Consider the following 15,445-nt stretch of genomic DNA (forward strand, 5'->3'; position numbering starts at 1 on the left):
ACAAGGTTAGTTTGTTACATTAAGGTTAATTTTATAAATATAAATATAAGCAAACTCGACAGTAATTGGTATAAGTGCTATAATTCAATCAATTACATAAGGAGGGGTACTGTGAAAAAGGTAAAATTTATTTATAACCCATATTCGGGAGAAAATACTATATTAGAACAACTAGATAAAGTAATAAAGATACATCAAGAAGCAGGCTATACTATAGTTCCTTATAGAATAGAAAGAGAAAAAAGTGTTATTGAAGCATTTGAAGATTTTAAAGATGGAAATTATCATTATGTGTTAATAGCAGGTGGTGATGGAACAATTGATACTGTGGTTAATGCTATGGCTAAATCAGGGGTTTCAGTGCCAATAGGAATTATTCCAGTAGGAACTGCAAATGATTTTGGGAAATTTTTAGGTATGCCTAGTGATGTAACTAAGGCATGTAAAAGAATATTAGCATCAGATGTAACAACTGTTGATTTAGGTAGTATAAATGAAAAGTATTTTGTTAATGTAGCAAGTACTGGGTTATTTACTGATGTTTCACAAAAGACTGATGTAAACTTAAAAAACACAATAGGAAAGTTAGCTTATTATTTAAAGGGAATAGAAGAATTACCTAACTTTAGAAGGTTAAATATAAAGATCCATTCAAATGAATGCGATTTTGATGGGCAAATGTACTTTATGCTTGTATTTAATGGGCAAACAGCAGGAAGCTTTAAATTAGCAACTAGAGCGGAAGCAAGTGATGGCTTACTAGATGTAATAATATTTAAGGCTGTCCAAATAAGAGAGTTAATACCTCTGTTTGTTAAGGTTTTAAAGGGAGAACATTTAGATTCAGATAATGTTATATATTTTAAAACTGATAACTTATATGTTGAATGTACAGAAGATATTGTTACAGATATTGATGGTGAAAGAGGACCAGATTTTCCACTTAATATAAAATGTATAAAGGGTGGCTTGAAAATTCTTGGATTAAAGTAAAAATTGAGAATAAAAAAGCAGTTAGAATAATAATTATAAGTAATAGCACTATGAAAGGATAGGAACGTAAAGTGATAAGTTTCATCTACTTATGTTTATTATTATTTATAATTATTTTTTCACTATATTTAATTAAAAAAAATAATAAGGTAGCTCCCAAAAAGATAAAAACACTTTTAAGTTTAGCTTTATTACCACTAATATTAAGATATTTAGTACTAGTATTAGGAGTAATAATTGAAAAGCAAAGTGTTATATATTTATTAAGAGCCTTTGTCTTTTTAAATTATTATAGTATACCCTTATTAGTATTAGTATCATTATTTATATTTTTAAGGGATGAAAAATTAAAGTTTGACATGAATTTTATATTCTTAGGATTATTACTAGTAGGATACATAGCACTAATATTTACATGTAAATTAAGTATCTATATAAATAACATTTTTGGATTTATAGTAGCTTTAGATGGCACTATAACACCAATTTTAATTTATCTAATTTTACTAGCTTCATTAGCAGTAGTAACTTTATTATTTATAGATAAACCCTATAATAATAAAGCTGGAATGAGATATATATTATTAAGCTTAATATTATGTATTGTAGAATTTATATTACACTTAGGTGGGGTTAAATTATTTCCATATCCTATTATAGGAGATATTGCAATATTGCTAGTAACTTTCAAAGCGTTAATGACCTTCAAGTAAAAAAGGGCTTACTTTAATAAGTCCTTTTTATTTTGGGCTTTATGTATGGAAAAATGTATTGCCTTTTATAAGATGTTTAATATAATATAATATTAAGGAATTGTGAATAAATATTATTTTATAAAAATTTGAGCCACAAGGGGTGAATTTAGATGGAGGGTGTCCCTCAGAGTAGTAGGTTGTTAAAATTAAATAATGGGAATTTTAGAGGAGACATTGAAAGTCTATGTTTTGACTTTAGAGCTTTATATATTATATAAAATAAGGTTTCCTCTAAAATTAAGGAGGAAGCTTTATGAAAAAATTATCAGTATTTTTATATACTAATATATTAGGGAAGAAAATGTATGATGAGTTTGATGATGTTTTAGGAGAGTTAAGGGATGTCTATGTAACTACAGAAGATGGTTATCCTAGAATAATTGGTTATAAGGTAAGAAGAGATGGTCATACATTCCACTATGAATTTAGAAGTATATATTTCTATCAAAATGATAATAAAGTAAAAATAATGACAAGAGGAAGTAAGGAAATACTTCCAAGAACTTATTCATACCTTTTATCAGAAAACTTATTAGACAAGAAGATAGTAGATATAAATGGAAAGCAAGTTGTTAGAGTTGATGATTTAAGAATTGCAGAAATTGCAGGTGAATATAGAGTTGTAGCAGTTGAAACAGGTGCATCAGCAAGGTTTAGAAGGTTGAATTGTCAAAAGATAGGAAAGCTTATTTATAAGGTTATGAACAAGGATTTTGAAGATAAAGTTTTAATGTGGGATGATGTTGAATCACTAGAAATGGTTAATAATAATCTTCAAATAGCTGTTCCATATAAAAAACTATCAACATTACATCCAGCTGACTTAGCAGATATATTAGAGGATTTAGATGCTAGCTCAAGAAAGCAAATTTTCGAATCTTTAGATGAGGATTTAGCAGCTGATACATTAGAAGAAATTGAACCAGAATATAAAGGAAGTATAATTAAGGAATTAAGTGAAAGTAAGGCAGCAGAGCTTTTAGAAAATATGCCTACTGATGAAATTGCAGATTTACTTGATGAATTAGATGATGAAGAAAGAGAAAAAATTCTTATTAACCTAGAAAGAGAAGATGCTGAAGAGGTTAAGGAATTATTACAATATGAAGATGAAACTATAGGAAGTATTATGAGTAAAGACTTTATTTCCTTTAATATGGATATAACAGTTGGAGAAATTATAGAAATATTAAGAGAAATGGAAGAGTATGAAGAAGAAGAGCTTTATGTAATATATATTACGGATGAGGAAGATAGAGTTTTAGGTGCACTAAAACTAATGGATTTAATATTAAATAAGTCAGAAGTTAAAGTTAAGGATATTATGGAAGATGATATTAGAGTAATTAGACATGATGTTCAAATTGATGAGGCTGTTGAATTAGCATCAAAGTATGACTTACTTTCAATACCTGTTATAGATGAGCATGAAAAGCTAATAGGAGCTGTAAATACTCATGATTTAATAGATGAAATATTATATCCTATGTGGAAGAAAAAAATAAAATAATTATTTAAAAGTGGTTGACTTTTAGATAGCTCAGCATATAATTAAATTATAAAGCATATTAAAATACTCAGAATTAAAAACTGTGAAAAAGGAAAGTAATATAGAGGATGGTTACAGAGAGAAAAGTGGGCTGAGAGCTTTTCACCGATAATTTATATGAAGTGCCCTTTGGAGTTAATGCCTGAAATAGTAGTAAGGTTTTTCGGGTTCACCCGTTATAGTGATAAGATATAAGTGTATCTGAAATGAGTTGGATTATTTTTATAATCAATTAGAGTGGAACCGCGAAGTAACTTCGTCTCTATATAGTATAGAGATGGAGTTTTTTTATTTATATTTTTTTAGTATTTTGTGCACAAATAATAAATAGAATAATAAAATAAATACTCAGGTTTAATAAAGTATAGTTAATAGATAAAGGGAGGAATTTTTATGATAGTAAATGGAGTTTTAGAATTAATAGGTAATACACCTATATTAAAAGTCAATAATTTAATAAATGAAAACATGGCAGAAGTTTATGTAAAACTTGAAAAATTTAATCCAGGTGGAAGCGTTAAAGATAGAGCAGCGTTAGGAATGATAGAAAGAGCAGAAAAAGAAGGTAAGCTAAAAGTTGGAGATACTATAGTAGAGCCTACTAGTGGAAATACCGGAATTGCACTTGCAATGATAGGTAAATTAAAAGGATATAACGTTGTTATAATAATGCCTGAAACTATGAGCAAAGAAAGAAGAGATTTAATAAAGGCATATGGAGCAGAGCTAATCTTAACAGAGGGGTCTAAAGGAATGAAGGGAGCAATTGAAAAAGCTAGTGAATTAGTAACTGAAAGAGGTTATTTCCTTCCACAGCAATTTGAAAATGGAGCAAATCCAGAAAAACATTATTACTCTACTGCAGAAGAAATAGTAAAGGACATACCTGATTTAGATGTTTTTGTTGCAGGAGTAGGCACAGGAGGAACTATTTCTGGAGTAGGTAAAAAGTTAAAGGAAAAAATAGAAGGATTAAGAGTTATTGCTGTAGAGCCTTCTAAATCACCTGTATTATCAGGTGGAAAACCAGGGCCACATAAAATTCAAGGAATTGGAGCAGGATTTATTCCTGGAATATATAGTGCTGATTCAGTAGATGAAATATTATCAATAACTGATGAAAGAGCTTTCCAAGTTGCAAAGGAATTTGCACAAAAGGAAGGGATATTAGTTGGAATATCAGCAGGAGCAGCAATTGCAGCAGCTATAGATGTAGCTAAGGCTCTAGGAAAAGGAAAAAAAGTTTTAGCGGTAGCACCTGATGGTGGAGAAAAATATATATCAATGGGGATATATGATTAAGTTTGATTTTATATCTAATGAAAAGGAGTAAGAAACCTATGTTTAGTAGATTAAACTATGATATTGAAAATATAATGAAAAATGATCCAGCAGCTAGAAGTAAGATAGAAGTATTTCTTTTATACCCTACTATTCATGTAATGATAGCTCATAGAGTATCACATTACTTTTATAGGCACAAAAGATTTTTTATTGCAAGGTTAATATCTCAAATAGCAAGATTTATGACTGGTATAGAAATACATCCAGGAGCTACAATTGGAAAAGGATTGTTTATAGATCATGGTATGGGAGTTGTAATTGGAGAAACTGCTGAAATTGGAGATAATGTAACACTTTATCATGGAGTTACATTAGGTGGAACAGGAAAAGATAAAGGAAAGAGACATCCAACTGTAAAAGATGGCGCAATTATTGGAGCAGGATCTAAAATATTAGGACCTATAACATTAGGTGAAAATTCTAAGGTTGGAGCAAATACAGTTGTTTTAAAAGATGTACCAGCAGGAGCAACAGCAGTAGGATGTGCAGGTAAAAATATAATAAAAGAACTATGTGATATAATAGAAATAGTGGATAGTAATGGGAATTTAAGAACCATATATAATGAAATGACTATATAGAGGTAATGATGAATATAAGAGAAAAAATAAATGACTATTGCAAATCAATAGGGTTAGATACAGTTGGATTTATAAAGTGTAGGAGATTTACTGAATTAGAGAATTTTTATAAAGAAAGAAAAGAATTAGGAATTGAAAATGAGTTTGAAGAATGTGATATAGAGAAAAAAATAAATCCTAATTTATATATGGAAAATGGAAAAGTTATTATTTCAATAGCTTTTCCATATTTTCATAATATGGAGTATATAGATAATGGATTTTCTATATATACTAGGGGAAATGATTATCATACAGTAGTAAAAAAATATTTAAATAATATATGTGAATATATAGAGAGTTTAGGTGGAAATGCAATTTCACTAGTAGATAGCAATTCATTACCTGAAAGATATATAGCATATTTATCAGGTATAGGTTTTATAGGAAAGAATAATATGGTAATCACTAAAAAATATGGTTCATATGTTTTTTTAGGTGAAATAATTACTGATTTAGATATTGAATGTAATGATATAAGAAGTTTTAATGAAATAAATAAATATAAAGAGTGTAAAGATTGCAGTATATGCTATACTGAGTGTCCTAGCAAAGCAATTAATTCTTTTAAAAGAAATAGTAATATATGTGTATCATATTTTACACAAAAAAAAGATTTAGATGTTAAGAATATAAAGCTTTTAAATGGAAGAGTTTTTGGTTGCGATAGTTGTCAAAATAAATGTCCATATAATGAAGGAGTCGAATTTTCTAATATAGAAGAGTTTAAGCCATTAGATATTATGAATAAAGATATTGATGAATTTGTACTTAATATCAATAATAAGGATTTTAAGGAAACATTAAAGAAAACTTCATGTGGATGGAGAGGAAAAAATGTACTTAAGAGAAACACATTATTAAGAAAGAAATGTAGGGGCGATGATACTACTAATATAAAGTTTGATTCTGAGTATTTAAATAACTACAATAAGATGTAATTAATGGACAATTATCTAGTAATAAAATATAATATTACATAATTAAAATACATAGATAGATTAGGATAAATTAAGGGGGATTTTTATGCTATCACCATTTGTTGTAAGTATAATAAATATATTACCAGATTCATTATTAATAAGTGTAACAAAAAAAATTGTAAATAGATTTTTAAACAAGCATGCTAATTTTGATATTAAAGGTATGGAGAATATTGAAAAGGTGGATGGGGCAAAAATATTTATATGCAATCATTTAAGTAATGCTGATGGATTGGTATTAGACAAGATATTAAAAGAAAAGTATGATCCAACATTTGTAGCTGGTGTAAAGCTATCAAATGATCCAGTAACTAGATTAGGAACAGAAATAGTTAGGCATATTTGTATAAAGCCAAATACAGCTGATAAAGAAGCTTTAACTAATATGGTTAAAATAATTAAATCAGGAGAAAATCTAATATTATTTCCTGAGGGAACGAGAAGTAGAACTGGAAAGATGATAGAAGGAAAAAAAGGGGTTTTACTTATAGCTAGGCTTACTAAAGCACCAATTATACCTATAGCAATGTGGGGAACAGAAAAACTGTTGCCAATAAATGAATCAGGTAATATGTCCAATGAAAAATTTAATGATGCGGATGTATTTGTAAGATTTGGAGAAGCTATAACTTTACCTCAAAAAAATGAGGGAGAAAGTAAGACAGAATTAGAAGAAAGAACAATGAATTACATTATGAAATCTATATCCAATCAACTTCCAGAGGAATATAGAGGAGTATATAAGTAGGTGATTTTATGAAACAAAGAACAAAGGTTATATTAGATGTTTTAAAGGAAGAATATCCTGATGCAAAATGTGAATTAAACCATCAGTCAGCTTTTCAACTTTTAGTAGCAACTATTTTATCAGCTCAAACAACAGATAAAAAAGTAAATGAAGTAACAGAAAGTTTATTTAAGGACTATCCTGATGTAGATGCTTTTTTAACTATGAGTATTGAAGAATTAGAGCAAAGAATAAAGCAAATAGGTTTATATAGAAGTAAAGCAAAAAATATAATGATTATGTGTAATCAATTAAAGGAAAGGTTTAATGGAGAAGTTCCAGCTACTATGGAGGAATTAACATCATTAGCTGGAGCAGGAAGAAAAACTGCTAATGTAGTTTTATCAAATGCATTTGGAGTTCCATCAATAGCTGTTGATACACATGTCTTTAGAGTTTCAAATAGATTAGGATTAGCAGATTCAGAAAATGTATTAGAGGTTGAAAAGCAGCTTCAAAAGGAACTACCTAAAAGAGAGTGGAGCGATGCCCATCATTTAATTATATTTCATGGAAGAAGATGCTGCATTGCAAGAAATCCAAAATGTGATATATGCAAGTTAACAAAGCAATGTAAATATTATAAGCAAATCAAAAAGGTTGTTACTAAGAAATAGTAGCAACCTTTTTTAAAAAAGTAGTGGAACTAAAAAGTTCCTTTTAATATAATAGAATAAGATAGATTAGACTTAGATGTATTATTTAGTAGATAAGTGCTAATTAAAATGAAAGTGTTATAAGAAGCTTAAAGTAAAATATTAGAGCTTATATTTTAATAAAAGGTAAGTTGGAGGAAGATAGTATGAAAGTTGGAGTAATAATGGGAGGAATATCTTCAGAAAGAGAAGTCTCATTAAAAAGTGGTAATTCGGTATTGGAACATATAGATAGAAATAAATATGAGGTAGTTCCAGTAGTAATAGATAAGAAGGATGATATAATAAATAAGGTTAAGGATTTAGACTTTGCTTTATTAGCTTTACATGGAAAGTTTGGAGAAGATGGTACAGTACAATCTGTGCTTCAAACATTAGAAATACCTTACTCAGGATGTGGTCCATTAAGTAGTGCATTGTGCATGGATAAGGATTTAACTAAAAGAGTATTAAAGGCTCATGATATAAGAACAGCAAGATGGGTAAATGTATCATCAGTAGAAGAAATAGATTATAATGAAATAGAAAAAATAGGTTATCCAGTATTTATAAAGCCTACTAATGGAGGATCAAGTGTTGCTACATTTAAGATAAGCAAAAAGGAAGATGTAGAAGCCGCTGTAGTAGAAGGTTTAAAATGGGATAGTGAAGTAATGATAGAAGAATTTATAAAGGGTGATGAAATAACATGTCCTGTATTTGAAGGAGAAATGTTTCCTGTATTAGCTATAAAAGCAAAGTCAGACTTCTATGATTATTCACAAAAATACTCAGCTAATGGAGCAGACCATTTTGTAGTAGAATTACCTAAAGAAATTCATGTAGAAGTGGAAAAAATGGCTTTAAGCACTTATAAGGCATTAAAATGTGCTGTATATGCAAGAATAGATATGATAATAACAGAAGATGGTATACCTTATATATTAGAAATAAATACTTTACCAGGAATGACAGCAACAAGTTTATTCCCACAAAGTGCAGAAGCTAGAGGAGTAAATTTTACTGAATTTATAAATATGATAATAAATAGTTCTTTAAGTCAAAAAAGATAATTTAAAAATGAAGTGTAAATACCTAATAGTTGTAATATTTTTATTAGGTATTTTTTTTATTAGTACATACAAAATATTAAAAAATATAAATAAATTATAAAATTAAATGAAAAAAATTCCTTGATATTGTTTACAGATGTAAAATTATATGATATTATGGTGTCAAAGATTAATAGCGGATAATTAATGAACTAAAATTAGGCGTGTAACTAAGTTAAGTCTTAGGCATTAGCTCAAAGAAAATTAGTATTTTCTTTGAGCTATTTTTTATGTCATAAATTAATTAAGCTATTAAATAATTGCATATACAACAACATCTTAAAAGTAGAAAAAGATTTGGAGGATAACAAGATGATAAAAGGTAAAGTTAAAAGTTTAATTGCTAAATTTGTATTAGCTTCAATGGTATTTACAATGATGCCAATATCAGCATTTGCTGAAACTAATAATGTAGAAGTTGCAAATACTATGGTAAAAGTTAGTATGCCAACAGTTTCACCTACACCACAAAATGCACAAGAAATTGGTGATGGATTTGTAGTAACTAAAACAGTTAATTTAATTGGTGGAGATGTAGCAGATCAAGATGCAAAAAGAGAATTATTAGAGGCTCTTAATAAGCTAGGAATATCAGTTAATGAAACATATGCTGAAGCAGATACAACTATTATAATAGGTGAGCAAGAAGATAATATACCTGCAATGGATCAGATGTTATCAAGCACAGATGTTCAATCAATAGAAAATAAAGAAGGATATGTTTTAGTAAGTAAAAAAGGCGAAGAGGGAAAGTCAGCTATAGCTATAGAAGGTAAAGATGAAGTCGGAACATTCTATGGAGTAATGACTTTAAAACAATTATTAATAGATGGAGAAACTATTCAAGCTCCAGAGGTTTCAATAAAAGATTATCCAACTCAACATGTTAGAGCAGTTGTAGAAGGATTCTATGGTAACCCATGGACTCACCAAGATAGATTAGATCAATTTAATTTCTATGGTGAAAATAAAATGAATATGTACATATATGCTCCAAAGGATGATCCATATCATAGAGATCAATGGAGAGAACCTTATCCAGCAGAAGAAATGGATAGAATGCAAGAATTAATAAATGTTGCACATGAAAATAAAGTAGACTTCGTATTTGCTATATCACCAGGTAAGGATATAGATGTTAATTCAGAAGATGACTATCAAGCATTAGTTTCAAAATGTGAATCTTTATATGCTATGGGAGTTAGAAGCTTCTCTATTCTTTGGGATGATATATTCACAGATGATGGATTAGGACAAGCTAAAGTTATGAACAGATTTAACGAGGAATTTGTTAAAGCTAAAGGTGATGTTAAACCATTAATAACAGTTCCAACTCAATATTGGGGAGCTTCAATGTTTAATGGAAATGAAGTTAAGCAATATACACAAGAGTTTGCTGGAAACTTAGATAAAGATATCGAAGTTATGTGGACAGGTGAAATGGTAGTTACTGATAACGTAACACTTGAAGATGCTGAAAAAGTTAATAATATATATGATAGAAAAATGTTATTATGGTGGAACTACCCAGTTAATGACTACAATCCAAATAAGATGGCTTTAGGTCCAATATACAACTTAACGAATGAGTTACACACTAAAATTGGAGGATTTATAGTAAATCCAATGGAGTTTGCAGAAGCATCAAAGATATCTACTCATACAGGAGCAGATTATGCTTGGAATACTGAAGCATATAACCCAGATACAGCTTGGGATAATGCTATAGAAAAGATTGTAGGAAATGAGCTAAAAGAAAGCTTTAAGGTAGTAGCAGACCATTCAACTAGAGTTGATGTTGGTAGACCTGATGCTCCAGAAATGAAAGCTTTAATGGATACATTCTGGGAAAAAGTAGACAAAAATCAAATGCCAGCTGTAGAAGTAGAAACTTTAAAAGCTGATTTTGAAGTAGTTAAAGCAGCAGCAGAAGATGTTTTAGCAAGATTACATCCAGAAATGTTAGAAGAAATAGCACCACAAGTTCAAAAACTTTCAATGTATGCAGATGCTGCAACAATTGCTGCTAATATGGTAGTTGCTATGCTTAATGGAGATAGCCAAGCTTGGTGGGATTTAAAATCAGAACTTTCATTAAAGGTTGCTGAATTAGATTCATCAAAGGCTCAAATTTCAGATGCAGTTTTAGATAACTTCATAAGAACAGCAAATTCAAAAACAGATGAAATGTACTTTAATTCAATAATAAAAGATGAAGTAAAATCATATAACTATGAAGCTTCAGTATCAGAAAACCTTTCACCATTAAAGTTTGAAGAGTGGTTCAATGGAAAAGCACCATATGAAGTATCAAATATGTTCGATGGAAAAGTAGATACTGCATATAGATCATCAGGAACAGTTAAGGTTGGAGATGAAATAGTAGTTGATTTAGGTAAGGTTGAAGAACTAAACAATATTTATATGTTAATGGGAAGAACATCAGAAGATAACATGGTTATGAGTGGTAATTTAGAAATTTCTAATGATGGAGTTGAATGGAAAACATTAGTTTCAAATAATTCATTTAGAGAAGTATTTGCTGGAGACTTAAATGAATCAGCAAGATATATTAGATACGTTGCTACTGAAGATAGAGAAAATCAAGTTTATATTAGAGAATTCCAAGTAAATAGAAATACTAAGAGCTTAGTAAATAAAACTGTTGAGGCTAATGTTGAGTATGTTAAGAATTCTGTAAATGGAAAAGAAGTTAATTCAGCAGTGTCAAATGAAAAGGTTGAATTTAAAGCAGGAGATAGCATAGGTGTAGAATTAGTTGACTATAGATTCATTAAAGAAGTAAAAGTTAATAGTGAAGCTAAAGGAAAGATAGAATACACAATAAATGGTATGGATTGGTTTGAACTTGGAACTAATAATGATGGTAACACGATTGTATTAGATAAAGCTCAAGTTGTTAAACAAGTAAGATTTGTATCAAATGAAGATAAGAAAGTAAAGAATTTTGCTTTAGATGTTACTTTAGAAGGTAAAGCAAATCAATCTGTTGAAACTAACAGAAAAGGAAGAGCGGGATATGATGACTTAAACGCTGTTGTTGATGGTGATTTAGATAGTTCATTTATATCATCAGGTCAATTATTAACAGGAGATTACTTTAAAGTAGACTTAGGTGAAGTAACTAATATTAGAAACTTCCAATATATTGGAGATAGAACTTATGGTGGAGATAGAATCCGTGAAGGTAAAGTAGAGTACTCACTAGATGGTGAAAACTGGACTGAATTCTATAATGGATCAATATCAGATCAATTCAGAATGCATGATTTAGATTTTAATGCTAGATATATAAGAATAACAGCTACAAACTACACTGATTCATGGGTTAGAACTTCTGATATATCTGTAAACAATCCAATTGCAGAAGTTATATTCCAATCAACTGTTAAGCCAGCAGATGATGAACATAGATTAAATAATTTAATGGATAGCAATATACAAACTTCTTATATACCAAGAGAAGATGTTAAAACTGGTGATAATGTAGTTTACAATATATTTGATGGAGCTTTAGTAAATAAGGTTGAAATTTTCCAAAGTGAACAAACAATATCAAATGCAAAAGTAGTTGCAAGAACTGCTGAAAATGAAAGAATTGAACTTGGAAGATTAGAAAAAGGATACAATGCGTTTAATATAGAAACTCCAGCTGAAATAAGATCAATTACAATTGAATTTGAAGATGGAATGGGAAGACCAGAAATATATGAAATAGTAACTGAAAACTTTAGTTTAGAAGCTATTAAAGAAATTGCAAAAGCAAATATTGTAGCTGCAAAAGAATTATTAGCAAACACTGAAGGAAAATCACAAGAAGTTATAGATGCATTAAAAGCTGAATTAACTAAAGTTGAAAATATGCTAATTGATGGAGCTTCAAGAGAAGAAATATTTGAAGCAAACAAATCATTAGAATCAGCAATGAAAAATTATATTGAAAATTCAACTGAAGGTCCAGTAGATCCAGATGGTGGAAACAACGGAAATGGTGGAAATAACGGAAACAACGGAAACAACGGAAATAACGGAAATAACGGAAATAACGGAAATAACGGAAATGGTGGAAACAACGGAAATAATGGTAATAATAAACCAGGAAAACTTCCAAACACAGGATCACCAATAAATCCAATAAGCTTTGCAGGGTTAGGATTAGCACTTGCAGGTGTAGGAGCAACATTATTTAAAAGAAAAAAGAAGTAAAACAATAGTAATAGGTAAGAGAGAATAGTTAATAAATAATATGTAAAAGAAGACTTTTTAGAAATAAGAAGTCTTCTTTTTTTATTTAATTTTAAGATAGTATTTTAGTAATATTTTTTAGTTTTAATAAATAATTCTGTTAATGTGAATAATTAATCCATGGAATTTGAATAATAAAAATGCAGATATAAAAAGAAAAATAGGGATTTATAAAAATATAAGTAGAAAGGAGAGGAGAAATGAAAAGCTTTAATGTAAAAACTAGTATTTTTTTTGGCGAGGGTTCATTAAAAAGATTAAAGACATTAGGAAATAAAAAAATTTTTATAGTTACAGATCCTTTTATGGTTAAGTCAGGAACAATAAATAAAATAACTGAAAATTTAACTAGTTCACAAATTACAATATTTAGTGATATTGTTCCAGACCCACCCATTGAGTTAGTAGTTAAAGGTATTGAAGAAATTTCTAAAATAGAGCCAGATGTTTTAATTGCATTAGGTGGTGGTTCAGCAATAGATGCTGCAAAGGCAATAATGGATTTTACTAAAAAAATAGTTAATCTATCAGATATTGAATTTATTGCGATTCCAACTACTAGTGGAACAGGGTCAGAAGTAACATCATTTTCTGTAATTACAGATAATCAAAAGGGAGTAAAGTACCCATTGGTATCAGAAGATTTATTACCTGATACAGCTATATTAGATCCTGAACTTGTAAAAACAGTTCCAGATTTTATTACGGCTGATACTGGAATGGATGTTATAACTCATGCTTTAGAAGCCTATGTTTCAACAGCAGCAACAGATTTTACAGATGCATTAGCAGAAAAAGCTTTAGTATTGGCTTTTAAATATCTTTTAGAAGCATATAAAGATGGAAGCAACATGGAATCACGAGAAAAGATGCATAATGCTTCTTGCCTTGCTGGAATAGCATTTAATTCAGCATCATTAGGAATAAATCATAGTATAGCCCATGTATTAGGTGGAAAGTTCCATGTTCCTCATGGTAGAACAAACTCTATTTTATTACCACATGTTATTGAATATAATGCTGACATAGTTGGATATGATAGTAAAAACTTTTCATTAGCAGCTAAAAAGTATTACAACATAGCAAAATTATTGGGGATACCTGCAAATAACATAAGAATGGGTGTTAAAAACTTAATATTTGAAATTAAAAACTTACAAAAGGCTATGAAATTACCAACTAATTTAAAGGATTGTAATGTTGATTTAGATGAATTAGCAAAGCAAAGGGATGATATAGCTATAAAAGCATTAGAAGATGCATGTACGAAAACAAATCCAAGAAAGCCATCAAAGGACGATATTATTAGGATCGTTGAAAGAATAAGACAATAGTAATTAAGTATAATGATTAAGATTTTTATTTAAAAATAAGAAAAAACATTGTTATGTATTGGGAGGAAATGAGATGAGTGAAGAAAAACAAAGAGTAATTCAAGAATATGTTCCAGGTAAACAAGTTACACTTGCACATATAATTGCAAATCCAAGTGAAGAGATTTATAAAAAGATGGGTTTAGTTGTAGAGCGAAAAGGTGCTATTGGCATATTAACTATAACACCAAGTGAAGCATCTATAATAGCAGCTGACGTTGCAACAAAATCAGCAGGAATAGAGCTTGGGTTTGTAGATAGATTTAGTGGGTCTGTAGTTTTTACAGGGGATGTAAGTGGTGTAGAAGCAGCATTAAACGAAGTGCTAGTTGTTTTAGGTAATTTACTTCAATTCTCATTTACTACTATTACACGAACTTAGGAGATAATAATGAAAAAAGTAATATTCATGGGTAAAACAGGTTGCGGTAAAACAACTTTATGTCAAAAGATTAATGACATGGATATTAAATACAAAAAGACACAATCTGTTGAAGTATATAACAAATCTATAGATACACCTGGAGAATATATAGAAAATAGATTTTATTATAAGGCTCTTATAGTAACATCAGCAGATGCTGATATTATAGCTTTAGTTTATGACTGTACAGTAGAGGAGGCATACATACCTCCTGGATTTGCAAGTATGTTTATGAAAGATGTAATAGGAATTATAACTAAAATTGATTTAATAGATAATGTTAAACAAATAGAAAGAGCTGAAGAAATGCTAAAAAATGCAGGAGTATCTAAAATATTTAAAGTTAATACATTAGATGGAACAGGAATAGATGAATTGATAAATTACATAGGGGTATAGCTCAATAAAATATTAATTTTTATGGTAGGAGGTGAGTGTATGAGAGAAGAGCTATTAAGTGTTGGGATTGATATTGGAACAAGTACCACCCAATTAGTATTTTCAAAGCTAATAGTAGAAAATACTGCTTCAAACTTTACTATACCAAGAATATCTATTGTAGATAAAGAAATTATTTATCGCAGTGAAATATATTTTACACCAT

General features: G+C 29.2%; 14 protein-coding genes and 1 other annotated feature. All 14 genes read left to right on the plus strand.

Annotated features, from left to right (window positions below; genetic code table 11):
- Window positions 1-111 precede the first annotated feature (111 nt).
- Window positions 112-993, plus strand: a complete 882-nt coding sequence (locus ACRDBA_RS12140; protein ID WP_438573184.1) for a YegS/Rv2252/BmrU family lipid kinase — start codon at window positions 112-114, stop codon at window positions 991-993.
- A 71-nt stretch (window positions 994-1,064) separates the two neighbouring features.
- Complete coding sequence (locus ACRDBA_RS12145; RefSeq protein WP_438573185.1) at window positions 1,065-1,706, plus strand: hypothetical protein; 642 nt, start codon at window positions 1,065-1,067, stop codon at window positions 1,704-1,706.
- Between the two features lie 295 nt (window positions 1,707-2,001).
- Window positions 2,002-3,258 (plus strand): magnesium transporter MgtE N-terminal domain-containing protein, encoded by a 1,257-nt coding sequence (locus ACRDBA_RS12150; RefSeq protein ID WP_438573186.1) that lies wholly within the window; start codon window positions 2,002-2,004, stop codon window positions 3,256-3,258.
- A 73-nt stretch (window positions 3,259-3,331) separates the two neighbouring features.
- Window positions 3,332-3,564: a binding site (T-box leader), on the plus strand.
- Window positions 3,565-3,690: 126 nt separating this feature from the next.
- Complete coding sequence (gene cysK, locus ACRDBA_RS12155) at window positions 3,691-4,599, plus strand: cysteine synthase A (protein WP_438573187.1); 909 nt, start codon at window positions 3,691-3,693, stop codon at window positions 4,597-4,599.
- A gap of 38 nt (window positions 4,600-4,637) precedes the next feature.
- Window positions 4,638-5,222 carry a serine O-acetyltransferase EpsC gene (epsC, locus tag ACRDBA_RS12160; RefSeq protein ID WP_438573188.1) on the plus strand — a complete coding sequence of 195 codons (585 nt, stop codon included), beginning with the start codon at window positions 4,638-4,640 and terminating at the stop codon, window positions 5,220-5,222.
- An 8-nt stretch (window positions 5,223-5,230) separates the two neighbouring features.
- Window positions 5,231-6,202 carry a tRNA epoxyqueuosine(34) reductase QueG gene (gene queG / locus ACRDBA_RS12165; protein WP_438573189.1) on the plus strand — a complete coding sequence of 324 codons (972 nt, stop codon included), beginning with the start codon at window positions 5,231-5,233 and terminating at the stop codon, window positions 6,200-6,202.
- A gap of 85 nt (window positions 6,203-6,287) precedes the next feature.
- Window positions 6,288-6,992, plus strand: coding sequence for a lysophospholipid acyltransferase family protein (locus tag ACRDBA_RS12170; protein ID WP_438573190.1), 705 nt, complete (start codon window positions 6,288-6,290; stop codon window positions 6,990-6,992).
- Between the two features lie 8 nt (window positions 6,993-7,000).
- The gene (gene nth, locus ACRDBA_RS12175) at window positions 7,001-7,648 is read left to right on the plus strand and encodes an endonuclease III (RefSeq protein ID WP_438573191.1); all 648 of its coding nucleotides are present in this window, start codon (window positions 7,001-7,003) and stop codon (window positions 7,646-7,648) included.
- A 185-nt stretch (window positions 7,649-7,833) separates the two neighbouring features.
- Entirely contained in the window at window positions 7,834-8,739 is a 906-nt protein-coding gene (locus ACRDBA_RS12180; RefSeq protein ID WP_438573192.1) for a D-alanine--D-alanine ligase, read from the plus strand.
- 351 nt (window positions 8,740-9,090) lie between these two features.
- Window positions 9,091-13,005, plus strand: a complete 3,915-nt coding sequence (locus ACRDBA_RS12185) for a beta-N-acetylglucosaminidase domain-containing protein (protein WP_438573193.1) — start codon at window positions 9,091-9,093, stop codon at window positions 13,003-13,005.
- 239 nt (window positions 13,006-13,244) lie between these two features.
- Window positions 13,245-14,378, plus strand: coding sequence for a 1-propanol dehydrogenase PduQ (locus ACRDBA_RS12190; protein WP_438573194.1), 1,134 nt, complete (start codon window positions 13,245-13,247; stop codon window positions 14,376-14,378).
- Between the two features lie 73 nt (window positions 14,379-14,451).
- Window positions 14,452-14,799: a BMC domain-containing protein gene (locus tag ACRDBA_RS12195; protein WP_438573195.1), complete on the plus strand. Its 348-nt coding sequence runs from the start codon at window positions 14,452-14,454 to the stop codon at window positions 14,797-14,799.
- Window positions 14,800-14,808: 9 nt separating this feature from the next.
- Window positions 14,809-15,240, plus strand: coding sequence for a EutP/PduV family microcompartment system protein (locus ACRDBA_RS12200; RefSeq protein WP_438573196.1), 432 nt, complete (start codon window positions 14,809-14,811; stop codon window positions 15,238-15,240).
- Window positions 15,241-15,279: 39 nt separating this feature from the next.
- Window positions 15,280-15,445 (plus strand): ethanolamine ammonia-lyase reactivating factor EutA (locus tag ACRDBA_RS12205; protein WP_438573198.1); only part of this gene is annotated, 166 nt, incomplete at its 3' end.

Origin of the sequence: Clostridium sp., from assembly GCF_051654825.1 — a bacterium.
Classification (GTDB): domain Bacteria; phylum Bacillota; class Clostridia; order Clostridiales; family Clostridiaceae; genus Clostridium.